We start from the raw sequence: 23,878 nt of genomic DNA on the forward strand, positions 1-23,878 counted from the left end.
GCCCGCTTTTCACGGCTGTTCATCCAGGGCCAGCTGGAATTCTGCGGTTTCCCGGTAGGTGGGCGACACTGCGAGCAGTTCGGCGTGGGTCCCCTGTGCCACCAGCCGACCTTCCTCCAGTACCAGGATCCGGTCCGCGTCCATGATGCTGGGGATGCGTTCGGCCACCATGAGCACCGTGGCTGCTTCCAGCCTGGATGCCAGCGCCTGCCGGACCGCGGACTCGGTGGCATAGTCCAGGGCGGAAAAACTGTCGTCAAAAAGGTAGACGTCCGCACTGCGGAGCACCGCGCGGGCGATGCATAGGCGCTGCCGCTGCCCGCCCGAAAGCCCGGCCCCGCCCTGCGCGACGGCGGCCTGGAGACCGTCCGGGAACGCGCGGACGAAGTCCTCGGCCTGCGCCAGCTGCAGGGCCTGCCAGAGGTCGTCCTCGGTGGCGTCCGGCGCGGCCATCCGCAGGTTGCTCGCCACGGTGCCTGCGAACAGGTAGGAGTGCTGCGGCACCGCCGAAATCCGCTGGCGCAGCCGGCCGGGCTGAAGTGTCCGGACATCGGCGCCGCCGAACCGGACCTCACCGGTTGTGGCGTCGAGGAACCGCGGCAGGAGGTTCAGCAGCGTGGTCTTGCCGCTGCCTGTCTGACCGATGATGGCCGTGGTGGTGCCCGGCCAGGCTGAAAAGGAGATGTCGGCCAGGACGGGTGACTCGGCCCCGGGGTAGGCGAACCAGACGTGGCTGAACTGGACTCCCCCGCCGGCTGCCGGCTCCGGCGCTGGCTCCGCCCCGGCGGCCACTGCCGAGCCCGGCACGGCGGAGGAGGCCGGCGCCGCTGCCGAGGCGGGCGGCGCTGCCGCCGCCCCTGTGGCCACTGCCAGAGCCGGCGTCACGTCCAGGACGTCCTGGATCCGTTCGGCGCAGACGGCAGCGCGCGGCGCGGTGCTGAACACGTACATGGCCATCATGATGGCCAGCAGGATCTGCAGGATGTAGGCGATGAAGGCCGTCAGGGCGCCCACTTCCATCCTGCCGCTGCTGATCAGGTGCCCGCCGAACCAGACCACCGCCACGGACGAGAGGTTCACCACGATCATGATCATCGGAAGCATGCCCGCGACCAGGAGCGCCGACTGGAGGTTGTTCCGGGTCAGCCGCCGGTTCGCTTCCGCAAAGCGCGCAACCTCATGCTTTTGCCGGACGAAGCCTCGGATGACGTTCGCGCCGATGATCTGTTCGCGCAGGATCCGGGTGATGTTATCGATGAGTGCCTGGCCCTGGCGGTAGAGCGGGATGAGGCGGCGCACGATCAGGTACATGATGAGCACCAGCACCGGGACTATGACAATCACGACGGCGGACAGGGCCGCGTTCTGCTGGACGGCCAGGATGATGCCGCCGATGCCCATGACCGGCGCCGCGGCGAGCATGGTGAACACCAGGACGGCGAAGGTCTGGATTTGCTGGACATCGTTGGTGGTCCTGGTGACGAGGCTGGGCGTGCCGAACGTCCCGATCTCCTGCGAAGACATGGCCTGGACCTGGGAGAACAACTCCCGCCGCAGGCGGTGGCCGATCTTCATGGCGACGCCGGCCCCGAGGTACCCGGCGCCCAGGGCTGCGGCGGCCTGCATGGCGGTCAGCACCAGCATCCAGCCGCCGAGCGCCAGGATCACCCCGGGCTGGCCGGCGAGGATCCCGTCGTCGATGATGCTGGCATTCAGGGTCGGCAGCAGCAGGTTTCCCGCTGTCTGCACCACCTGCAGCACGATAATCGCCCAAACAGCGGCCCGGTGCTCACCGAGGAGGCGGAGCATTAAGCCAATCAGCACCGCACCTCCTCCATCGCCAGGGCGTAAGGGAGCCTAGGCCGGTCCCCAATAACCGCTTGGCCATTGTAAGCCAGATCACATGGGACCGCGCGGGTGTGGCCCGCGCGGCGGGAGCAGCTGCCCTAAAGCTTCCGGGCTACCGCGAAGATCCTGCGGAACGGATATACCGTGCCGTGCGCTGTGGCCGGATAGGCGTCTGCCAGCCGGGCGCCGTATTCGGCCTCGAACCCGGCCACTTCATCCGGGGACAGCGCTGCCAGCACGGGCCGCAGGCCTGCGCCCCGCACCCAGTCCAGCACCGGGTTTTCACCGGTGAGCACCTGCTGGTAGGTGGTCTCCCACGCATCCGCTGCACATCCGGCGTCGAGCATGATTTCCAGGTAGCGGGCGGGCGGCGCCACCGCTTCGTCGTGGCGGAGCACGCCGGCGAGCTTGCCGGCCCACTTTGGCGACTCGGCAACCTCCCGCATCAGGGTGTGGGACGCCGCAGTAAAGTTGCCCGGCACCTGGAGGGCGAACCACGCGCCCGGTTTCAGCGCCTTCAGCCAGCCGGCCAGCAGCTCCGGGTGCCCGGGAACCCACTGCAGGGCAGCGTTGCTCACCACCACGTCCGTGTCTTCGGAGGGCAACCAGGAAGCGATGTCCCCGAGGGTGAACTCCAGTCCAGGCGCGGACTGCCGGTGCTGTTCGGCCGTGGCCAGCATCTCCGCGGAGGAGTCGACTCCCACCACCCGCGCGGATGGCCACCGTGCCGCGAGTGTGGCCGTCAGGTTGCCGGGGCCGCAGCCCAGGTCCACCACTTCCCGCGGGGCATCGGCGAGGACCCGGCCCGTCAGGTCAAAGAAGGGGCGCTGCCGGTAGTCCCCGAACTGAACGTATTGGGCGGGATCCCACACATGGCCTCCTCGGTCGAACGGTCCGGACAGGTGCATTGTCCTGGCAGTGCGAGCCTAGCGCCGGGCCGGCACGAAACCGTTCAGGGACGCGCTGGCACTAAGCTGGAAAGCAATGAAACTCGTTGAACAGCTCCCCGCCCCGTCCGCACGGATCACCACCGGGACCGGCGCGGACCCGGACACGCTGTACGAGCGTTTCGTGGAGTGGACCGAAAGCCGCGGCCTGCAGCTCTACCCGGCCCAGGACGAGGCCATCATGGAGCTGGCCTCCGGCGCCAACGTGATCCTCGCAACGCCCACGGGCTCGGGCAAGTCCCTGGTTGCCATAGCGGCCCATTTCCAGGCGATGGCCCGCGGCGAACGCAGTTACTACACCGCCCCCATCAAGGCCCTGGTGTCCGAAAAGTTCTTTGCCCTCTGCGAGATCTTCGGGGCGGAGAACGTCGGCATGATCACCGGCGACTCCGGGGTTAACCAGGACGCCCCGATCATCTGCTGCACGGCCGAAATCCTGGCCAACACCGCCCTGCGTGAAGGTGCGGCGGCCGAACTGGGCGCCGTCATCATGGACGAGTTCCATTTCTACTCCGATCCGCAGCGCGGCTGGGCCTGGCAGGTTCCGCTGCTGGAGCTTCCGCAGGCACAGTTCCTCCTGATGTCTGCCACGCTGGGCGACGTCAGCCGCTTCGAAGCCGGCATGACCGAACTGACGGGCCGGACCACCACTACTGTCAGCTCGGCCGAACGCCCGATCCCGCTGCACTACTACTACCGCGAGACGCCCGTCCACGAGACGCTCGAGGAGCTGCTGGGGACCAGAGAAGTCCCGGTCTACGTGGTGCACTTCAGCCAGGCGGAAGCCATTGAACGCGCACAGACGCTGATGAGCATCAACATGTGCACGCGCGAGGAGAAGGACAAGATAGCAGAGCTCATCGCGAACTTCCGTTTCGCCGCGGGCTTTGGCAAGACGTTGAACCGCCTGGTCCGGCACGGCATCGGCGTCCACCACGCGGGCATGCTGCCCAAGTACCGCCGGCTCGTGGAACAGCTGGCCCAGGCCGGCCTGCTCAAGGTCATCTGCGGCACGGACACGCTGGGCGTGGGAATCAACGTGCCCATCCGCACCGTCGTGCTCACCGCACTGAGCAAGTACGACGGCGTACGCACCCGCCTGCTTAACTCCCGTGAGTTCCACCAGATCGCCGGAAGGGCCGGCCGGGCCGGCTACGACACCGCCGGCACCGTGGTGGTCCAGGCTCCCGAACACGTCGTGGAGAACGTGAAGGCGATGGCCAAGGCCACCGCCAAGTTCGGCGATGACCAGCGGAAGCTGCGCCAGGTGGTGAAGAAGAAGCCGCCCGAGGGGTTCGTGTCCTGGGGTGAGCCGACGTACAACAGGCTGGTGGAGTCGGTTCCGGAGCCGCTGAACTCCAGCTTCACCGTGACCCATGCGATGCTGATGAACCTTATGGAGCGGCCGGGCGACCCGTTCCCCGCGGCGCGCCGCCTCCTCACTGAAAACCACGAAGGCCGGCCCTCGCAGCTGCGCCTCATGAAGAAGGCGCTGGGCATCTACCGGGAGTTGCTGGCGGCCGAGGTTGTGGAGCGCATCCCGGTTGCGGAGCAGGGGACGGACGGCCGTACGGTGCGCCTGACCGTCCACCTGCAGCCGAACTTCGCGCTGAACCAGCCGCTGTCCCCGTTCGCTTTGGCCGCCCTGGACCTGCTGGACCCCGAGTCGCCGTCCTACGCCCTCGATGTGGTTTCAGTGATTGAGGCCACGCTGGAGAAGCCGCGGCAGATCCTCTCCGCGCAGCAGAAGAAGGCACGCGGCGAAGCTGTGGCTGCCATGAAGGCGGACGGCATCGAGTATGACCAGCGGATGGCCATGCTCGACGAGGTCACCTATCCCCAGCCGCTTGCGGAAATCCTCGGCGAGGCCTTCGAGGTGTACCGGAAGGCGGCGCCGTGGGTGGGCGACTTCGAACTGGCACCCAAGTCGGTCATCCGGGACATGTACGAGCGCGCCATGAACTTCGGGGAGTTCGTGCAGTTCTACGGCCTGGCCCGGTCCGAGGGCATCGTGCTGCGGTACCTTGCGGACGGTTTCAAGGCACTCCGGCAGACCGTGCCGCAGGACGCGCTGCGGGAGGACCTCGAGGACCTGGTCGCCTGGCTGGGCGAGCTGGTCCGGCAGGTGGATTCCAGCCTCCTGGACGAGTGGGAGGAACTGACATCGGGCGCGGCACCCACGCCGCACGATGCACCGCCTCCGCCGCCGCCGTCGCTCACGTCCAACATCCGGGCCTTCCGGGTCATGGTGCGGAACGAAATGTTCCGGCGCGTGGAGCTTTTCGCCGACGAGGACGCCACTGCCCTCGGAGAGCTCGACGGCGACGCCGGCTGGGATGCCGACCGCTGGGAAGACGCGCTGGACGATTACTTCGACGAGCATGACGACATCGGCACCGGCCCAGACGCACGCGGTCCGGGGTTGCTCATCATCACCGAGGAGCCCGGTGTCTGGAAGGTCCGGCAGATCTTCGATGACCCCGCGGGCAACCACGACTGGGGAATCTCCGCGGAGGTGGATCTTGCGGCCTCGGACGAGACGGGCACTGCGGTGGTCCGGGTGACCGGAGTCAACCGGCTCTGAGACGGGCAGTGTATTGCCAACCGGCCAGAGCCGTAGATGACTTACGCGGGGCGTACCTCAGCAGCTTCAGGACCATGCTGGCCTGCTCCGGGGAGAAACGCTCCCCTGTGTCAGGATCGAGCCACGGTGCCGTGTCCTCGTGGTGTCCGGCAAGCTCCAGGACCGGCAAGGGCAGCGCGGGCGTCCCACCGTTCCCCGCGGATAACAGATCCGGCCTCGTTGCGGGATCGTAGTAGACCCGGCGCTTGCGTTCCCGTGTCAATTCGTCGGGACTGTGGCAGGTGTAACCGGCCCAGTGGACAGGGGTCGGCCAGGCATCAGGGCTTGGCCGGGCATTCTGGCGTGTATCCGTGTGCGGAATTGGCTGGGTCAGCGGCGCTTGAGTTACCGGCCTCTGATCCTGCGACGGCGGGGCGGACTTGACGTATTCCACCCACTGCCCGTTGACCTCAACGTAGAGCAGGTTCTGCTCGCCGCCCAGAAAATAGACTGTAACGCCGGCACGCACATTCGCAGCCGGATCGGTCTGCACGGCGGGCGGCATGCTGCCGCCCGCCGTCACTTCATGCATCTGACTGACCATCGTCGGTACCGGTTCCTGCTGAGGCGCCGAAATCAGGCCTTAACGAGAGCCGGCGCCTCAGCGACGGCGGTGCCCGCACTGAGGTAGCGCTCGATGCTGACAGGGCAGTGACCACGCCCGCCGTCCGGCCCCCGGCGGCGGAAGTTGATGACCTGGCCTGTTCTGCCGCACCCGCAGGTGCCGGTCTCGACGTCGCCCATGTCGTCGGTGAGGAGGAAGCCGGGGTAGCTGGTGCTGAGGGCGTCCAGGACGGCGATGGTGCCGGTCTCCCCCGGGGCGAGCTCCTTGCCGTCCTGGCCAGGGCCCCGGATGGAGATGTAGCACCAGGGCGGAACGTGCTTGCGATGCAGGTGGCATTCGACAGCGAGCATGTTCGACTCGATCAGCCCGTACATGTCGCGCACGTTCTCCGCGCGCACGCCGAGCAAGTCGTGGCACCGCTCCCGAAAGCGTTCGTCAGAGATGGCCTCGTCGGTGTGCCGCTTCCAGCCGCCGAGGGTGATGATCATGCTGTACGGGTCCAGGCGCAGATTGATCTCCTCCCGCTCGATGAACCGGAGCAGTTGGCCGATGAGGAACGGCGGACCGACGATGTGGCGTGTCATATGGCTCTTCCACCGGCGTAGTTCCTCCAGGGCCACCCCGGCGTCGAACGCCTCGTCGGCAACGAGATACGTGTGGTGGTCGAAGACGCTGTTCAGGATGTTCAGGTCCTTGAGCAGTCCCATCTCCGAAGCTTCGGGGTCCGACGGATTCAGGAAAAGTCCCGCGCCCCCGGACAGGCTGAAGAACTCCCGGTAGATCCCGATCAGGCCGACCAGCGCCAGGGTCAATGTCTCGCTGTTGCGGGGGGCGACAGACAGGACACCACGGGTTCCACTGGAGCGGGTTTCGGTCTCGACGTCGGCCAGGGAGCAGGTGAGCAGCGCCCTGGCGTCGGGACGTTTGAACAAGCCAACCGGCAACAGTGGCAGGGCTTGCAGGTCGTTGATGTCGTTGATGGCGGCAGGATCGACTCCCAACGCGTCACACTGGGCGCGGTAGTAGCCGTTTCCGGCCTGGTGGTAGATCGCGGCGTCGCGCAGGACGTCGGTGACTGACCGTGCCCAGTCATCAGGCGACTGGGCGTAGGCCTTGGACACATTCCCTAGCATTTGTGGTAACGAGAGCATTGTGTCACTCCTCGGTGGGTGTGTACCGATGGATGGGTTGCGTCGCAGGGTTAGCCATACCGGCGCAACTCGGAAAAGAAGTCCTCGACCGTCCGGAGCTGGCCGCTGCGGGCAAGTTCGTCGTAGACGTACTTGCCCACTGCCAGGTCGAGCACGCCAAGGCCGAAGGGTGAAAACACGATGGGCCGGTCGTCCGGCGGCGAGACCTTGCCGTCCATGACGTCGGCCAGGGTGCCGTCCACGAAGTCCCTCTTGCCGACCATCTGCTCCGCGAGATGGGCCGATGTCCCGGCTTTCAGGCAGTGGTCGACGTCGTCGAGGATGTTGGTCGAGGCCAACAGGATCTCAGGGGCCAGATCGCGCAGGGACACGTGCAGCACCAACGGGTTGTGTGCGAACCACGTCGTATCGTGCACGTGCGGCTGGCCCGCCACCGTGGCGAACACGACCAGGTCGCTGCTCCTGATCAGCTGCTCGGGGCCGTTGTGCACGGTCACCCGTGCTCCGGTCCCGCTGCGCTCGAGGTAGCCCTTGAAACCCTCGGCGCTCTCAGCCGAGAGGTCGAACACCCCGATCTCGTCGAAGGACCAGTCGGTGGCCTTCAGGAAGGTGTGGATGTAGCGGGCAATGAGGCCAACGCCGAAGAACCCGATACGCCGGGGACGCCCGCGTCCCCGGCTGAGCCAGTCCGCAGCCGCGGCGGCCGATGCAGCCGTCCTGGAGGCGCTGATGATGGAGCCCTCCATGCAGGCGAAGGGGTAGCCCGTTTCCCGGTTGTTGAGGATCAACACCGCTGAGGCGCGCGGAATCCCGGACGACACGTTGTCCGGGAAGCTGGAGACCCACTTAATGCCGTCAACCTCCACCTGTCCGCCGATCGAGGCCGGCAGGGCGATGATGCGCGAGGTGGGCCGGTCCGGGAAGCGCAGGAAATAGGACGGCGGGTTCACCGAGTCTCCGGCTGCATGCACCCGGTACGTCTGCTCGACAAGTTCGACGATCTGCTTCTCCCGGCCCTGGAGCACGTGCTGCACTTGGGTCCCTGCAATGACCGCGAAGGGCGGAACCGTCTTTGGTTCTGCGGCCGCTGCGACTGGGGTAGTGGCAAGCTCTGTCATAGTGCACCATCCTCGTTGTGGTTATCGAGATCGAAAATGTTCTGCGGCTCGGCCATGCCGACAAGAATCTCCCGGGGCCCCTCATAGGCCTCGCGGCTGTGGGCCATGCCGATGTTGTCGACCAGCATGAGGTCCCCCGTCTCCCAGGGGGTGCGGAGGGTGTGGGCCTCGTAGACCTCGTTCAGGAGGGCAATGATTTCCTCGCCGATCGGCTCGCCATTGCCGAAGCGGGTGTTGAATGGCAGCCCATCTGGACCGTAGACGTCCACCAGGTACTCCCGCACCTCGGGTGCGATCGTCCATTCGCTCAGGAACGCAACCTGGTTGAACCAACAGCGTTGGCCGGTCGCCGGGTGCCGGACCACGGCAGGGCGCCGTTGCCGGGTGCGCAGCTCCCCGTCGGGCTGCCACTCGAACTCGATCCCGTGCGCCCGGCAGTAGCTCTCGACGTCCGCGCGGTCCGAGACCCCGAACGCCTCCTCATAGGAGGCACCGATGTCCTCGTTGTAGCTTCGGGCGAGCAGCCACCCCTCGCTTTCAAACCGGCGGATGATGTCCGGCGGTATGGCATCGAGCACGGTGCGGGCGTCCGCCACACCGGTCACCCCGCCGGCGCTCGGTGCCTGAAGACAGGCGAAGAGCATCAGGCCGGGGAACTCAAGCGCGTAGCTGAGCTCGTGGTGCATGCACATAGGCTGGTTCACGGGCCACGTCAGGGATGAGTACACGCCGTCCAGGTAGGGCTGCCTGGCGGCGAAAGCCTCCCGGTCCGGCATGAGGCCGCCTGAAATCAGCCGTTGGAAGGTATCGGCCACTTCGGCTGGATCACCGAGGCCCAGGCCGCGGACCAGGACGGCGCCGTGCTCATCAACCGCCGCACGCAGCGCCTCACGGTTCTCTTCGGCCCACTGCACAGGGTCGTGGCCGTGCTCGACGATGAGCAGCGGCGCCCGGCCGGCTTGGCGTTCCACGTCGAACTGGATCCTGGGTGTAGGAGACGACATCAGAGGTCCTTCCGTTTCATGGGTAGCGGGTGGGATTGGCCACCGGTCCTCCAGCCGGGACCATGGAATCGGGTTCCGTGACGGCTCCCGCCATCCGCGGGGCGGGCGGAACGGCTGTGCCCGCGAGGGACGAGGCCTCAAGCAGGGCCGCCAGGTCTGCCAGGATGGGCGTCTGCATGATGTCCTTGATCGACACTGCACGCTTGAGCAGGACCGCGAGCTTCACGGCGGACAGCGAGGTCCCGCCCAGTGCAAAGAACGAGTCCTGCCCGCCGATCCGGCCCACCGGCAGCCCGAGCACCGTCGCCCATGCCTCGGCGAGCCGCTGCTCAGCGGCTGAAAGCGCTTCCGTGGCGGCTCCGGCTTCGGGAACCACCTCGCGCGCCATGCGCGTCAAGGCCTTCCGGTCGATCTTCCCGTTGCCGGTCAGGGGCAGGCTCTCCTGCCACCTGTACGCCGACGGAACCATGTAGCCCGGTACCCGGGCAGCCAGCTCGCTGCGGATATCGTCGACCTCCAGCGGCCGGCTGCCGGAGTAGAACGCCACCAGGAACTTGGACTGACCGGCGCCCTCACCAACGACAGCGCCCTCACCGACGACGACGGCGCCGTCCCGGACGCCGGGAACCCGCAGCAGCGCGTTTTCGATGTCGCCGATTTCGATCCGGAACCCGGAGATCTTGACTTGGTTGTCCCGCCGGCCCAGGTACTCCAGCTTGCCGTCCGGGGACCAGCGGCCGTAGTCGCCGGCCCGGTAGAGCCGCGCGCCGTCCACATAGGGATCGGTGGAGTAGGCCTGTGCAGTGCGCTCCGGGTCGTTGATGTAGCCGCGGCCCACGCACACCCCGGAGAAGGCGATCTCACCCGGAGCTCCAAGCGGAACAAGCCGCTGCCGCTCGTCGAGGATGTGGATCCGGACGTTCGGGATTGGCGGGCCCAGTGGTACGGTGCCGCCGGCGGGCGCTGCACTCATCACTTCGTGGTTCGTGTCATCGGAGGTCTCCGTCAGCCCGTAGGCGTTGACAAGCTTGACGTCCGGCATCACCTCGAACCAGCGGCGGACCAGCTCACGCTTCAGGGCCTCCCCTGTCGCCGAGACGCAGCGAAGGTGCGGTAAGGCATGGGGCTTGCCGCCCAGGTACGCCACCACGGCGTCCAGATACGACGGGACGACCTGGAAAACCGCCACCGCGCCCCGTTCTACCGTGTCGATGAAGCGCTCGACGTCGAGGATGCGGTCCTGGCCGACGATGAGTGTGCGGCCGCCGACGAGCAGCGCCGAAACCAGCTGCCACAGCGAGATGTCGAAGCACTGGGGTGCGCTCTGGGCGACGACGTCCCCGGGGCCAATCCCCAGGTCCTCGATCTTGGCGTACAGGTGGTTCACCATGCCTGCGTGCTCGCACATCGCGCCTTTCGGCTCGCCAGTGGACCCGGAGGTGAAATAGACGTAAGCGAGCTGATCGGGACGAACCTGTATGCCGAGGTCGCCGCCGGGGTGCCCCTCGGCCTCGATGTCCTCGAACAGAAGCTTCGTCACTGCAGGCATTCCCTCCAGTGCCTCATCGAGGGTGGTGGTGCTGCCGCCTTCGGTGACCACTACCCGGGCCCCGGCCCGCGTGAGCGTTCTGGCGATCCGGTCGGCCGGGAAGTGCGGCTCGATCGGCAGGTACGCGCCTCCGGCCTTGAGGATGCCGATCACCGCGGCCATCCACTCCAGGTCCCTTTCGGCGACGACGGCCACGATGTCCTCCGCCCCCAGCCCCCGCATGAGCAGGGCGCGGGCCAGCCGGTTGGCGCGGGCATTCAGCTCCGCGTACGACCACTCCCGCGAGTCCTGGACCGCCGCAATACGATCGGGATGCTGCCGGACACGCTCCTCGAACAACTCGTGGAAGCGCCGCTGGGGCCGGGGCCGCCCCGGCCCGGCCAGCTGCTCAAGCTGGAAGCACCGCTCCTCGGGGCCGACGAGGTCGACGTCGTCGGGGTCCGACCCGGGGTCGGCGACCAGATGCCGGACTGCGCTCAGGTGATAGCCGGCGATCCGGAGGGCTGCGTCCTCGTCGAGGACGTCGCGGCGGTAGTTCAGACGAAGCACCTCGCCGGTGGCTGCGTTCCCGACCGACATCCCGAGCACGATGCCCTCCGGCAGCCCGGTATCGTCATCCCGAAGGCTGCCGAACACCACCTCGTAGCCCGGGGCGGCCGCCTTGTGATTAGCCTGCCTGAAGCTAGCCTGCATGGGCCCGGACTGCTCCGTACGGGCCCGAATTTGGCGGTCGTTCGCATCAGAGACGAGGGCTCGCCAGGACCGGTGGGTCAGATCCAGGTTGCACTGCCAGGTCCCGAACGAATCCAGGCAGCCGGTGGTGATCTCCGTCTCACCGGACAGGGCCTGGAGCACTCTGGCGTGCGCCGCCAGCCAGATCGAGCCGGGAGCCACTTGCAGGCTCTGGGCCAGCGTCCGCACGGCCGTGCCCAGGTCCCCGGGAACCGGCAGTTCGACCTGCTCTTGGCCCGGTTGGGGATCCTGCGTCCACCTGGGGATCGTCGTCGGTGCGGCAGCGGGGAGGGAGTTCCCGCCGCCGGCCGAATCGAGCGATTCGCCGGCCGTGCGGCAGCTGAGCGCGGGGCTGGAGGTCATGACAGTGGCCTTTCCAGGACGTCGGGCAATGTGATGTCGGCTCCGGCCTCTTCGGCCGGGTTGCCACCCCACACGGTTCCCCGGGGGAGCGTCGTCCCCTTCATGACGAAGGAGTCGGTGGTGACGACGGCACCGTCTTCTGCGCTCACGCCGTAGTGGACAACGCAGCCGATGCCAAGCGTGACGCCGTCCCCAAGGATGCTGTGGTCGGTCTTGAACATTCCGTCCTCCTGGGAATGGCACTGCAATGCGGAGCCGGCGTTCAGGGTGCAGCGGGAGCCGATCGTCACCAGGACCCGGTCGGGGAACGCGCAGCCGTCATCGAAGACCCGGGACCCGATCTTCACACCGATCAGACGCCAGAGCAGCGGCTTGAACGGCGTCCCGTCGAGCATGTTCACGTACCGGCTCTGGATCTGCAGCTTCCAGTACCGCTCGTGCCACCAGAAGTAGGGGTTGTAGATCGAGCAGAGCTGGGGCGTAAGTCCCCGCCGCGCCACGATGCGCTCGATGCCAGCGGGAACGAGCAAGCCAACCACGAGCATTACGGCAAACGACGCACTCACGGCAAGGAAACCGAATTGGTCGGACAGCTCGAGGGCGGCGAACATGATGATCATGGCCAGCGAGATGTTCAGCCACCGCACCAGCATCAAGAGGGCCATTGTGCGCAGGTTGTGCCTGTTCTTGGCGGCCAGGTCCCGACGGAAGTGCGCACGGCTCCTGTGTTCCTCAGGGAGGGCGTCCCGGAAGACCGAGCGGGGGATCTCGAACGGCGGCGACCCGAGCAGGCCCACGTCATGGCGCACCGGTCCGTCGATGGGGACCGCCACCATGGTCGCGAGCAGGCAGTTGTCCCCGGTTCTTGCCCCGGCCGGGTAGAAAACGCCGTTGCCAAGGAAGTTGTGCTTGCCGATCGCCGCCCGGCTGACCTTGAACGACGTCGGCGAGTAGTCGGCGTTCATAAACGACACTGCGTCGGCGATCATCGTGCCGGTGCCGATCGAGGATAAGAAAGGATTGTCGTGCTTGAACACCGAACCCATGTTCGAGCCGGTCTGCTGGACTTTCCCGAGGTCGTACCCGATGGCCTGCAGGTAGTTCACAATGTACGAACTGTCGCCGAACAACCCGCCAAGCATGGCATTGTTGGTCAACCTCGTCACCGCCCGCGATGCCGCGTCACGCAGTCCGAACAGCGGATACACCGTGTCAGGCTTTAACGCGAGGTTGAGCAGCCGCGGCACGGTCGTTACCATGACCAACGCCGCGACCGTTCCACCGAAGACGGTCAGGCCGGCGAGGCCAACAGCGTGGGCGTAGAAGGACCAGTCAGTGAACGCCAGCGGCTGCGCCTCCAACAGCGCCGCCACGCGCGGAAACGCCAGCACGGCCAGGGCGATGGTTATGGTCAGCATGACCCGGCCCACCCCGACCGCACTCAAGAACTGGGTGAAGGCAAACCATCCCCGGCGCCAGGGCCGGTAGGGCGTGGCCTCAACCGTGCGGAAGTCCGCATCCGTGCGCCGGCCCGGCGTACCGTGCCAGCGCTCGTCCGCGGGCACAGCCTGGCCAGCGTACAAACTGGCCCGGTGGCCCAACTGCGACCCGTCTCCCATGGACGTGTTAATGTCCAGGATGCTGCCCTCGCCGACGAGCACGTCACGGCCCAGCGTCACCGCGCCGAACTGGATAACGCCGCCGTGGGCCCGGTAGCCGGTTGCGATCACGTCCTTGCGGATCACCGTCCCCTCCCCGATCGTGAGCAGGTCGGTGCAGACCGGCAGGCGCTTGGTCATGATCGTCACGTTGCGGCCCACTTTGGCACCCATGGCCCGCAGGTAGAAAGTTGTCAGCGGGGAACCGACCATCAGCGACAGCGGTGAAGTTCGCATCAGGGTCTTGACCAGCCAGAACCGGAAGTACTGCAGGCTCCAGATACGGATCTCCTGGGGCCGGAAGCGCCCGATAATAATCCACTTCGCGGCCACCGGCAGGATACTCAGCAGCACGAACGTCGCCCCGGCGTACGCGACCGACCGCAGGTAGATCTCCAACAGGCTCGTCTCGTGGCTCAACCAATGGTGGTTACCCGCCCCCGCTTCCGGGAATATGAACAGGTAACCCACCACCGCGAGCCAGCCAGCGAGGAGGCAGTAGCCAAGGTAGACGAGCACCTGCAGGGCGCCACAGGCGACGTACTCCCAGGTCCGCGCGTCCATCGGCGCCGGAACCTCCGGCACCGAAGCCGCGACCGGCGAGGGCTCCTGCAGCCGGTCGTGCTGCAGGGGGACCTGCAGAGCCGCGGCCAGGGCCGAGACGCTCGGATTGCCATAGACATCCTTCATCGACACCGCCGGCAGGTCCGGCTCCTTCCGCATCCGGGCGCAGAACCGCGCCATAACCAGCGAGTCCGCGCCCAGGTCCTGGAAGAAGTCAGCGTCCATCGGGACTTGCTGGATGCCGAGAACTCCGGACAGCACCCCGGCCAGCCGCTCCCGCACCTGCACCGAGGCCGGCGCCGTTTCCGCCGGTGCCAGGGCCGCGGCCAGCCCCGAGATCGTCGGGTTCTGATAGATGTCCTTGATCGACACCGCCGGCAAATCCGGCTGCTTACGCACCCGGGCGCAGAACCGCGCCATGACCAGCGAGTCCGCACCCAAGTCCTGGAAGAAATCAGCCTCCACCGGCACATGCTCAAGGTCCAGCACGCCGGACAGCACCTCCGCCAACCGTTCCTGCACCTGAACCGTCGCCGGCGCCTCTTCCGCCGGTGCCAGGGCAGCGGCCAGCGCCGAGATGGTGGGATTCTGGTAGATGTCCTTGATCGACACGGCGGGCACATCCGGCTGCTTGCGCACGCGGGCGCAAAACTGCGCCATCACCAGTGAGTCCGCGCCTAATTCATAGAAGAAGTTGGCGTCCACGGGGACGTCGTCCTTCTTCACCACTGATGCGAGCACACCCGCCAGCCGGCGCTCCAAGGCAACCGCGGTACCCGTGGCCGGCGTGGCTGGAGAGCCATTCCCGGCCGGAGCCGCGGTTGTCTCAGGAATGGGGGGAATGACGGGAGATGCGGAACGCGGAGCGCCCTGTAGATTGTCGAGTCGCATTTTCACTGCAGGAAATTTCCGAGGGCGGCGACGTAATCGGCCACGGAGATGGGGCCTGAGCGCTGTGGCTCCGGCACCGGGCCGGAGAGCCGCCCATGGGTCCCTGCCAAATCGGCGGTTGCCAGCGCTTCGGCGCCGAAGTGCTCGTGCACCCAGTCAGGGTTGTAGATGGTGTCCAGGTAGGGACGGCCCATGTCCGGGGAGATGGCCACCGCCGTCAGGTCCTGGGCGTCGTGGTCGGCGAGCCAAGACATGGCGCCGTGGACCACGGTCCCGGTGGAACCACCGAGCGTGAAACCGGCAGCCGCGAGGCGGTGGCAGGCGCGCACCGTGTCCAGTTCTTCGACCATCACCACGTCATCGATGAAGGATTCGTCGAGCTGCGGCGGCCGCACGCCCATGCCGAGTCCCGGGATCAGGCGGGTGGCCGGCGGGCCGCCGAACGAGACCGATCCTGCGGCGTCGACGGCGACAATCCGGACGTCGGGCCGGTGTTCACGGAAGTACCGCGCGCAACCCATCAAGGTCCCCGTTGTCCCGGCTCCCACGAACAGCACGTCCAGTTCAGGGAACTGACTGGAGATCTCGGGGGCAGTCCAGCGGTAGTGCGCTCCCCAGTTGCCGGGATTGGTGTACTGGTTGAGCCAGATGTACCGCTCGTCGGACGCGCACAGGTCCTGCACGTGGTTGAGCCGCGCGCCGAGGAAGCCCCCGGTGGGATCCGGTTCGGTGACCAGGTCCACCTGCGCCCCGAGCGACTCCATGAATTGCCGGGTTGCCGGGTTGCAGCGCGGATCGATCACACACACGAAGCGGTATCCCTTGCTGGCGGCGATCATGCTGAGCGCGACGCCGAGGTTGCCCGATGAGGATTCCACGAGGATGGATCCGGGGACGATCAGACCCTCCCGCTCGGCGCGCTCGACCATCTCCCGTGCGGGCTTGAGCTTGATTGAGCCGGCGAAATTGAAGCCCTCGATCTTCAGATAGAGGCGGCAGCCCAGCACCCCTTCCAGGTCGACGAACAGGCTCTGCTCGTTAAACAGGTGCGGGTCCATGATAATCGGCATGTTCTCCCTCGTTCCCTGCCATGCGCTTGGTCAGGGTTGGGGGACTGTTCCTGCCAGCTTGTGCGTGAAGGGTGGCGGACATCTGCGTCCTGACCAGTTCACTTTTCAAGAAGAGCCGCACAGGGCGGCACGAACGGAACACTGCGGTCACCGCTATCTTCCCCAGCAGCGAATACCGGCTTCCCCACCGCAAATACTCCGAGATGCAGTTGAGGCTTCAAACCTGTGGTTCGACAGTAGGCAGGTTCCGTAGCCCGCCGCAACCATTTCGAGTACCTGTATCCAATCCCTTGTGAGTACCTACTTACTCGTACTCGCACCCCCCGCGCGAAGCCATACTCGACTCTTGTCAAAGACCTTCCAAACCCCTCTGAGCAAGCAGTAGCGTTCTCTCATGAACGCGTTCCGATCGACGCGCAGATATCGAATACCCATGGCAGGAACCATCATCGCTGCTGCCGCATTGCTGATGGCGGCATGTTCCTCGCCGGCCGGGAGGGTGCCGCTCGAGGCACCGCCGGCCGTGACAATCCCGGCACAGGAATCCCCGCCGCAACGGCAACCGGCCACCCCGCCGGTGCCCACGGCGGCGCCGGAAACCGTCAAGCCTGGTGCGGAAGCAAAGGCCACCCAGGTCCACGCAGCCTTTGCCAAGCGAAACCTGATGAAGCACCTCCAGGCACTGCAAAAAATTGCCGATGAGGCCGGCGGAAACCGTGCCTCGGGGACCCGCGGGTACGAAGCGTCCGCCCGTTATGTTGAGGAACAGCTGCGTGCGGCCGGGTACAAGCCGGTACGGCAGGTCTTCACCTATTGGGATGAGGACCGCGAGGCGGACACAGAGACCTTCAACATCCTCGCGGACACTGCAGGCAGCGCCGAACACACCATCGTGGTGGGCGGCCATCTCGACTCGGTGCGCCGCGGTCCAGGGATCAACGACAACGGCAGCGGCGTGGCCGCCATGATCGAGACCGCCCGCTGGATGGCCGAGACGGGCGTCCAGCCGAAGAACCGGGTGCGTTTTGCTTTCTGGGGCGCCGAAGAGGTGGACCTGCTGGGCTCCCAATACTACGTAGACTCGCTCAGCAACAAGGAAAACACTGAGACCATGCTGAACCTGAACCTGGATATGGTCGCATCGCCCAACGGCGGACGGTTCGTCCACGACGGTGACGGCTCAAGCTTCGGCGACGCCGCTCCGGCCGGCTCGGACGTAATCGAGCGCACCTTCCTGGACTATTTCGCGGAGAACGGATTGGCGACCGCGCCCGCGGAATTTGAAGAGGGCGACTCCGACTACGACGCATTTATGAAAGCCGGCATCCCCACGGGCGGCCTGTTCACCGGAGACGAAGACGAGAAGACGGCCCAACAGGTCGAGGAGTTCGGCGGCACTGAGAACGGCGAGCACGATCCGTGCTATCACAGGGCCTGCGACGACACTTCAAACATCGACCGGCAGTTGCTGCACGACATGGCGGGTGCCCTGGGCTACGTGACGGTTGCCTTCGCGATGCTGCCGCGCGCTGACTCAGAGTGATGGCCGGGGCTGCAGCTAACTACGAGGCGCCACGACAAGTGCCACTGCTGCAGTGAATGAAAGCGGCAGCCCCACCGAACCCGGATCCACAGCGTCCACCACCCAGCCAGGACGGCCGCCCGTTCCCGCCACGTGATCCGGCAGCAGGGGAACGGAACCGGCAACATCCACCAGGGCCGGGTCGACGACGGCCAGCCCCCTGCCGATCGCCTTCAGTACTGCCTCCTTGCGGGTCCACAGGCGTGTCTGGAAACCCGCCCTCAGCGCCGGCTCTACCTTCTGCAGTTCTTCCTGTTCCCGCGCCGAAAGTGCAACCTGTCCAAATCCCTCAAAACCTGCGGCCCCGCCGCTCTCCAGGTCGACGCCGATCCCCAGCAGCCGCCCGTCCGTGGACGCTGCCAGCAGGCACCAGTCTTCCGCCCTGCTCAGGCTGGCCAGGAGGGTCACCTTCCGTGAGCCAGCCTGATACCGCGGCATCCCGTGCACGTGGTCGTCCCTGGTGCACTCCCGGCAGACGTAATCGGCCTGCAGGTCCGTGGGATCCACTCCGGCGATCTCGGCGGCATGGCGCCGCAACGCGATGCGCCCGGCCAGGAACCTCTCCCGCCGCACCTGCGAAGTGAACGTCCCTGCCAGCCGCCGCTCGCCATCGTCCAGGAATTCGGTCTGGCGAAGGTCGACGCTGGACAGCCGGACGGCTGCCAGACGGATCGGCTGCACGGCTGGCTGGGCCGGCCTATTCACACCGGCCCCGGAAGGGTTGCTGATTCTTGACGCGTCATTGGACTCAACAGCCTATACGCCAGCGGCATCCTGCGGGCGTGCAGCCTCCCCGGTACGCAGTAAGCTCGGATCCATGAGTGTAATCCGTCCCGCCACACCCGCCGATGTTCCCATAATCCTGCAGATGATCCACGAGCTGGCCGTATACGAAAAGGAGCCGGACGCGGTCCGGAACACGCCCGAGCTGCTCACCGAGGTCCTCTTCGGGAACAACCCGCGCGTTTACGCCCATATTGCCGAGAACGAGGACGGGCAGGTGCGCGGCTTCGCACTCTGGTTCCTCAACTACTCAACGTGGGAAGGCGTGCACGGGATCTACCTGGAGGACCTCTACGTCACCCCGGAAGCACGGGGCGAGGGCCACGGGAAGGCCTTGCTGCAGCACTTGGCCGCGACCGCCTTCGAACGCGGCTATGCGCGGGTCGAGTGGAGCGTACTGGACTGGAACGAACCGTCCATCAACTTCTACCGGAAGCTGGGAGCGTTCCCGATGGAGGAATGGTCCACGTTCCGGCTGACGGGAGCCGCGCTGGCCGAGTTCGGGAGCCGCACCGAAGTTGGTGTCCATGGCTGAGGCAGCGCTGGACGCCAGCGTGCAGAAGGGCGCCAGCTCGCAGAAGGGCCACAGCTCACAGAGGGCCGCCAGCTCGCAGAAGGACCCTGTCCATACTGTCCGGGCCCGGCACACGTTCCGTGGCATGCGCACGGTGGAGCACTGCTTCAGGGTGCCGCTGGACCATTTTGCGGACCAGGCCGCCGATGCCGCGGCTGAGACCATCACCGTCTTCGCCCGCGAGTACGTTTCCGCCGAGCACACCGAGGCTGAGGCCGCCGAGCTGCCGTGGCTCCTGTACCTGCAGGGTGGTCCGGGAGGCCGCGGCAACCGCTTCGCGTCGCTCGGGGGCTGGAGCAAGGCGGCCGCGAAGGATTTCCGTATCCTGATGCTGGACCAGCGCGGCACCGGCCTCTCCTCCCCCATTGACCGCAACACGCTGCCGCTGCGGGGAGACGCCCCCGCGCAGGCCAGCTACCTCAAGCACTTCCGGGCTGACTCGATCGTTGCCGACGCCGAACTCATCCGCCAGGCCCTCGGCGCGGAGCCATGGACCGTCTACGGGCAAAGCTACGGCGGCTTCTGCGCCCTGACCTACCTGTCATTCGCGCCCACCGGCCTGCGCGAAGTCCTGATCACCGGCGGGCTGGCCCCGTTGAAAGGTTCCCCGGACCGGGTCTACCGGGAGACATTCAGGCGCGTGGCTGCCCGCAACGCGGAGTACTTCGGCTGGTATCCCGAGGACCGCGAGGCCGTGAACCGCATCGTGGACCACCTCCGCAGCACCCCGGAGTACCTCCCGGACGGCTCCCCGCTGACGGTGGAGAGGTTCCAGATGGTGGGATCCTTCCTCGGCGGGAACACGCGGGTGGACAGCCTGCATAACCTGCTGGAGGACGCCTTTGTGGAGACGCCCTGCGGTGCGCGGCTCTCGGATCCGTTCCTGGAGCAGGTGCGCGCACACGTCTCGCGTGCATCAAACCCCCTGTATGCGCTGATGCACGAGTCCATCTACGCCCAAGGCGCGGCCACCGGCTGGGCGGCCTGGCGTGTCCTTGAGGAGTTCCCGGAATTCGGCCCGGACGCTGCCGAGGTACTCCTGACCGGCGAAATGGTCTACCCCTGGTACTTCGACCAGGATCCGGCCCTCCGCCCGCTGGGAGAAGTGGCGGAACTGCTGGCGGCCGAGACCGGCTGGAAGCCGCTGTACGACACGGCGCAGCTGGCCGCCAATATCGTCCCGGCCGCGGCTGCCGTCTACCGCGACGACATCTATGTGGACCACGGGCTCTCCATGGAGACCGCCGCCGCCGTCCGCAAACTGAAGACGTGGGAAACCGGGGAGTTCCACCACGACGGGATCGCCGACGACGGCGAAGCCATTTTCAGCCGCCTCCTCGGCATGGTGCGCTCGGTCCGGTAGCCAGGCAACCAACAGACCCGGCAACGGACAAAGCAACCCCGGCCACGTGGGGCGGCCGGGGTTGCTTTTCTTTGTGCTGTGGGGGCAGAGGACGCCTAGTCGACGTCGCTCATGCTCTTCCGCGCGTCCTCCTCGAGGCGGGCGTCCAGCTTGGCCTTCTGCGCGCCGGTGCTGACGAGGCTGGCGATCACGGCAATGATGATGGTGCCGATGATAACGGCGAGGGACACGAAGGTGGGGATCTCCGGGGCCCATTCAATGTGGTGCCCGCCGTTGATGAACGGCAGTTCGTTGACGTGCATGGCGTGCAGGATCAGCTTCACGCCGATGAAGGCCAGGATGATGGACAGTGCGTGCTTCAGGTAGACGAGGCGGTTCATCAGGCCGCCGAGCAGGAAGTACAGCTGCCGCAGGCCCATCAGGGCGAAGATGTTCGCCGTGAAGACAATGAAGGCGCTTTGCGTCAGGCCGAAGATGGCGGGGATGGAGTCGACGGCGAACAGCAGGTCGGTCATGCCGATGGTGATGAAGACGATGAGCATCGGGGTGAAGACCTTCTTGCCGTCCACCGTGGTGCGCAGCTTGCCGCCGTCGAACTTCTCGGACATCGGGATCACCTTGCGGAGCTTGGCGATGATGGCGTTCTCCGTGTCCTCTTCGTCTTCGCCTTCGTCCTGCGCCTGCTTCCACGCGGTCCAGAGGAGGAACGCACCGAAGATGTAGAAGACCCAGCTGAACTGTTCAATGACGATGGCGCCGAGCATGATGAAGATGCCGCGCAGGATCAGCGCGATGATGATGCCCACCATCAGCACTTCCTGCTGGTACTTACGGGGCACCGAGAAGCGCGCCATGATGATGATGAAAACGAACAGGTTGTCGATGCTAAGGCTGTACTCTGTCACCCAGCCGGCCACGAACTGGCCACCGTACTCGGGTCCCGTAAACGCGAACATGGCACCGGCAAACACCAGGGCCAGCGCCACATAAAAGGCCACCCAGAGGCCGGCTTCCTTCATGGAGGGCTCGTGCGGGCGGCGCACCACCAGAAGCAGGTCCATAAGGAGGATGATGCCGAGGACGACGAATGAGCCGACCTCGAACCAGACGGGAAGTTCCACAAAAACGCCTTTCGCAGGGTACAAAAAACCGGTGTAAGTCTCTCCGGCGAACCTGTGCACTTGGTGCTGATGTGGCTGCCCGCTACGCCCGGCAAGGCATCTGTGCCTTGCGTGTTGACGTCCGTAGCGCTTGGGATACTCCCCTACGTGACCACAACTTTACCCTAGAGCCGCGGCCGGCCGCGCCACGTGACGCGCCGGGCCCCCTGCGGCCACCCCGGCAGCCGTCAGGCGTGCCCGGCCGACTGCATCTGGCGCAGTTCCTTCTTCAGCTCGGCAACCTCGTCACGGATCCGGGCGGCCACTTCGAACTGCAGTTCGGCGGCCGCGCCGTGCATCTGCTCCGTGAGCTGTTCGATCAGGCCCACCAGGTCCTCGGCGGGCGCCGCAGCGAGACCGTCGGCGCGTACGATGGCCGCACCCTTCTTGGCCCCCTTGCCGGACTTCGCGCCGGGCTTGGCCGCCGAGGTTATGCCGCGCTTGCCCTTGCCGTAGTCGAAGCTGCCCAACAGCGCATCGGTGTCTGCGTCCTCCCGGGCCAGCTGGTCCGTGATGTCGGCGATCTTCTTGCGCAGCGGCTGCGGGTCCACGCCGTTTTCGGTGTTGAAGGCCACCTGGATGGCGCGGCGGCGGTTGGTTTCCTCGATGGCCTGCGCCATGGAGTCAGTGATCTTGTCCGCGTACATGTGCACCTGCCCGGAGACGTTCCTGGCAGCACGGCCGATGGTCTGGATCAGCGACGTGGAGGAGCGCAGGAAGCCTTCCTTGTCGGCATCGAGGATGCTCACCAGCGACACCTCGGGCAGGTCTAGGCCCTCGCGGAGGAGGTTGATGCCCACCAGCACGTCGAAGGTGCCCAGCCGGAGTTCGCGGAGCAGTTCCACGCGCCGCAGGGTGTCCACGTCCGAGTGCAGGTACTCCACCTTGACGCCGTGACCTACGAGGTAATCCGTGAGGTCCTCGGCCATGCGCTTGGTCAGGGTGGTCACCAGGACGCGCTCGTCCCTTTCCACCCGCGTCCGGATCTCGCCCAGGAGGTCGTCGATCTGGCCCTTCGTGGGTTTGACGATGACCTCGGGATCGACGAGGCCGGTGGGGCGGATGATCTGCTGGACGTAGCCGTCCGCCTTGCCGAGCTCGTACTTGCCCGGCGTTGCCGAGAGGTACACGGTCTGGCCGACGCGCTCCAGGAACTCGTCCCATTTGAGCGGCCGGTTGTCCATGGCGGAGGGCAGGCGGAAGCCGTGGTCCACCAGCGTGCGCTTGCGCGACATGTCGCCCTCGTACATCGCCCCGATCTGGGGCACGGTGACGTGGGATTCGTCGATGACCAGCAGGAAGTCGTCCGGGAAGTAGTCAAGGAGGCAGTGCGGCGCGCTGCCCCCGGCGCGCCCGTCGATGTGCCGGGAGTAGTTCTCGATGCCGTTGCAGAAGCCCATCTGCTGCATCATTTCGAGGTCGTACGTGGTCCGCATCTTCAGCCGCTGGGCCTCCACGAGCTTGTTCTGCCCCTCGAGGACGCTGAGCCGTTCAGCGAGCTCGTCCTCGATGGCGGTGATGGCCCGGGACATGCGCTCCGGCCCGGCAACGTAGTGCGACGCCGGGAACACGTACATCTCGGTTTCCTCGCGGAGGACGTCCCCGGTGACCGGGTGCAGCGTGTAGATATTTTCGACCTCGTCGCCAAAGAACTCGATCCGGAGGGCAAGTTCCTCGTACATGGGGATGATCTCCACGGTGTCGCCGCGGACCCGGAACGTTCCGCGGTGGAAGTCCATGTCGTTGCGGACGTACTGCATGGCGACGAACCTCCGCAGGAGATCGTCGCGGTTCATCTGCTGGCCCTGGCGCAGGGTGACCATGCCGGCGATGTACTCCTCGGGCGTGCCCAGGCCGTAGATGCAGGAGACGGTGGCCACCACGATCACGTCGCGCCTGGTCAGGAGGGCGTTGGTGGCGGAGTGCCGGAGGCGTTCCACTTCCTCGTTGATCGAGGAGTCCTTCTCGATGAAGGTGTCCGTCTGCGGGACGTACGCTTCGGGCTGGTAGTAGTCGTAGTAGGAGACGAAGTATTCCACCGCGTTGTTGGGCAGCAGCTCGCGGAACTCGTTGGCCAGCTGCGCGGCGAGGGTCTTGTTCTGGACCATCACCAGCGTGGGCCGCTGCACCTGTTCCACCAGCCAGGCCGTGGTGGCGCTCTTGCCGGTGCCGGTGGCGCCGAGCAGGACCACGTCCTTTTCTCCGTTTTTGATGCGTTCGGTGAGTTCGGCGATGGCCGTCGGCTGGTCACCGGCCGGCTTGAATTCGCTGATGACCTCGAACGGGGCAACGACGCGGTTGATCTCCTGCGCAAGACTCATGCATCTAATCTA

The 23,878-nt window shown here is 66.2% G+C and carries 16 protein-coding genes; 4 read left to right on the forward strand and 12 right to left on the reverse strand.

Going from position 1 to position 23,878, the window contains the following annotated elements; genetic code table 11:
- Nucleotides 1–9: 9 nt before the first annotated feature.
- Nucleotides 10–1,824 carry an ABC transporter ATP-binding protein gene (locus tag BWQ92_RS21905; protein WP_083706396.1) on the reverse strand — a complete coding sequence of 605 codons (1,815 nt, stop codon included), beginning with the start codon at nucleotides 1,822–1,824 and terminating at the stop codon, nucleotides 10–12.
- A gap of 122 nt (nucleotides 1,825–1,946) precedes the next feature.
- A complete protein-coding gene (locus tag BWQ92_RS21910; protein WP_157365236.1) occupies nucleotides 1,947–2,720 on the reverse strand; it encodes a trans-aconitate 2-methyltransferase in 774 nt (257 codons plus the stop codon).
- 112 nt (nucleotides 2,721–2,832) lie between these two features.
- On the opposite strand from BWQ92_RS21910, the gene BWQ92_RS21915 reads away from it, so the two are divergent.
- The gene (locus tag BWQ92_RS21915) at nucleotides 2,833–5,379 is read left to right on the forward strand and encodes a DEAD/DEAH box helicase (RefSeq protein WP_076803223.1); all 2,547 of its coding nucleotides are present in this window, start codon (nucleotides 2,833–2,835) and stop codon (nucleotides 5,377–5,379) included.
- Here the strand turns inward: BWQ92_RS21915 and BWQ92_RS21920 are convergent.
- The 7 genes from BWQ92_RS21920 to sbnA form a co-directional block, all read right to left on the reverse strand.
- Nucleotides 5,366–5,950: a hypothetical protein gene (locus BWQ92_RS21920; RefSeq protein WP_157365237.1), complete on the reverse strand. Its 585-nt coding sequence runs from the start codon at nucleotides 5,948–5,950 to the stop codon at nucleotides 5,366–5,368. The two genes, BWQ92_RS21915 and BWQ92_RS21920, sit on opposite strands and share 14 nt — an antisense overlap.
- Nucleotides 5,951–5,994: 44 nt before the next feature.
- On the reverse strand, nucleotides 5,995–7,104 hold the full coding sequence (locus BWQ92_RS21925; RefSeq protein ID WP_236783027.1) for a LuxE/PaaK family acyltransferase: 1,110 nt from the start codon (nucleotides 7,102–7,104) through the stop codon (nucleotides 5,995–5,997).
- An 80-nt stretch (nucleotides 7,105–7,184) separates the two neighbouring features.
- Complete coding sequence (gene sbnB / locus BWQ92_RS21930; RefSeq protein WP_076803230.1) at nucleotides 7,185–8,252, reverse strand: 2,3-diaminopropionate biosynthesis protein SbnB; 1,068 nt, start codon at nucleotides 8,250–8,252, stop codon at nucleotides 7,185–7,187.
- A complete protein-coding gene (locus BWQ92_RS21935) occupies nucleotides 8,249–9,256 on the reverse strand; it encodes a TauD/TfdA family dioxygenase (protein WP_076803232.1) in 1,008 nt (335 codons plus the stop codon). The genes sbnB and BWQ92_RS21935 overlap by 4 nt, the downstream gene beginning before the upstream one ends.
- A gap of 16 nt (nucleotides 9,257–9,272) precedes the next feature.
- Nucleotides 9,273–11,900 (reverse strand): non-ribosomal peptide synthetase, encoded by a 2,628-nt coding sequence (locus BWQ92_RS21940; protein ID WP_236783028.1) that lies wholly within the window; start codon nucleotides 11,898–11,900, stop codon nucleotides 9,273–9,275.
- Nucleotides 11,897–14,863, reverse strand: coding sequence for a Pls/PosA family non-ribosomal peptide synthetase (locus BWQ92_RS21945; RefSeq protein ID WP_236783029.1), 2,967 nt, complete (start codon nucleotides 14,861–14,863; stop codon nucleotides 11,897–11,899). The genes BWQ92_RS21940 and BWQ92_RS21945 overlap by 4 nt, the downstream gene beginning before the upstream one ends.
- Nucleotides 14,864–15,015: 152 nt before the next feature.
- On the reverse strand, nucleotides 15,016–16,083 hold the full coding sequence (gene sbnA / locus BWQ92_RS21950) for a 2,3-diaminopropionate biosynthesis protein SbnA (RefSeq protein WP_076803236.1): 1,068 nt from the start codon (nucleotides 16,081–16,083) through the stop codon (nucleotides 15,016–15,018).
- Nucleotides 16,084–16,516: 433 nt separating this feature from the next.
- Here sbnA and BWQ92_RS21955 point away from each other — a divergent pair, with 433 nt between their 5' ends.
- A complete protein-coding gene (locus BWQ92_RS21955; protein ID WP_236783030.1) occupies nucleotides 16,517–17,626 on the forward strand; it encodes a M20/M25/M40 family metallo-hydrolase in 1,110 nt (369 codons plus the stop codon).
- Nucleotides 17,627–17,641: 15 nt separating this feature from the next.
- Here BWQ92_RS21955 and BWQ92_RS21960 read toward each other — a convergent pair whose 3' ends face one another.
- On the reverse strand, nucleotides 17,642–18,346 hold the full coding sequence (locus BWQ92_RS21960; RefSeq protein WP_157365238.1) for a 4'-phosphopantetheinyl transferase family protein: 705 nt from the start codon (nucleotides 18,344–18,346) through the stop codon (nucleotides 17,642–17,644).
- A gap of 136 nt (nucleotides 18,347–18,482) precedes the next feature.
- On the opposite strand from BWQ92_RS21960, the gene BWQ92_RS21965 reads away from it, so the two are divergent.
- Nucleotides 18,483–18,983: a GNAT family N-acetyltransferase gene (locus tag BWQ92_RS21965; protein WP_076803239.1), complete on the forward strand. Its 501-nt coding sequence runs from the start codon at nucleotides 18,483–18,485 to the stop codon at nucleotides 18,981–18,983.
- Nucleotides 18,984–19,107: 124 nt separating this feature from the next.
- On the forward strand, nucleotides 19,108–20,385 hold the full coding sequence (locus tag BWQ92_RS21970) for an alpha/beta fold hydrolase (RefSeq protein ID WP_076803891.1): 1,278 nt from the start codon (nucleotides 19,108–19,110) through the stop codon (nucleotides 20,383–20,385).
- A 95-nt stretch (nucleotides 20,386–20,480) separates the two neighbouring features.
- Here BWQ92_RS21970 and BWQ92_RS21975 read toward each other — a convergent pair whose 3' ends face one another.
- A complete protein-coding gene (locus BWQ92_RS21975; RefSeq protein WP_076803240.1) occupies nucleotides 20,481–21,506 on the reverse strand; it encodes a TerC family protein in 1,026 nt (341 codons plus the stop codon).
- Between the two features lie 227 nt (nucleotides 21,507–21,733).
- Complete coding sequence (gene uvrB / locus BWQ92_RS21980; RefSeq protein ID WP_076803241.1) at nucleotides 21,734–23,866, reverse strand: excinuclease ABC subunit UvrB; 2,133 nt, start codon at nucleotides 23,864–23,866, stop codon at nucleotides 21,734–21,736.
- Between the last annotated feature and the right edge of the window lie 12 nt (nucleotides 23,867–23,878).

This window comes from Arthrobacter sp. QXT-31, from assembly GCF_001969265.1.
Lineage (GTDB): Bacteria > Actinomycetota > Actinomycetes > Actinomycetales > Micrococcaceae > Arthrobacter.

Coding starts and splice junctions, on each gene's coding strand:
- BWQ92_RS21915 (WP_076803223.1), top strand. CDS start 2,833: ATGAAACTCGTTGAACAGCTCCCCGCCCCGTCCGCACGGATCACCACC.
- BWQ92_RS21920 (WP_157365237.1), bottom strand. CDS start 5,950: ATGCATGAAGTGACGGCGGGCGGCAGCATGCCGCCCGCCGTGCAGACC.
- sbnB (WP_076803230.1), bottom strand. CDS start 8,252: ATGACAGAGCTTGCCACTACCCCAGTCGCAGCGGCCGCAGAACCAAAG.
- BWQ92_RS21935 (WP_076803232.1), bottom strand. CDS start 9,256: ATGTCGTCTCCTACACCCAGGATCCAGTTCGACGTGGAACGCCAAGCC.
- BWQ92_RS21940 (WP_236783028.1), bottom strand. CDS start 11,900: ATGACCTCCAGCCCCGCGCTCAGCTGCCGCACGGCCGGCGAATCGCTC.
- sbnA (WP_076803236.1), bottom strand. CDS start 16,083: ATGCCGATTATCATGGACCCGCACCTGTTTAACGAGCAGAGCCTGTTC.
- BWQ92_RS21955 (WP_236783030.1), top strand. CDS start 16,517: ATGGCAGGAACCATCATCGCTGCTGCCGCATTGCTGATGGCGGCATGT.
- BWQ92_RS21965 (WP_076803239.1), top strand. CDS start 18,483: ATGAGTGTAATCCGTCCCGCCACACCCGCCGATGTTCCCATAATCCTG.
- BWQ92_RS21970 (WP_076803891.1), top strand. CDS start 19,108: ATGCGCACGGTGGAGCACTGCTTCAGGGTGCCGCTGGACCATTTTGCG.
- uvrB (WP_076803241.1), bottom strand. CDS start 23,866: ATGAGTCTTGCGCAGGAGATCAACCGCGTCGTTGCCCCGTTCGAGGTC.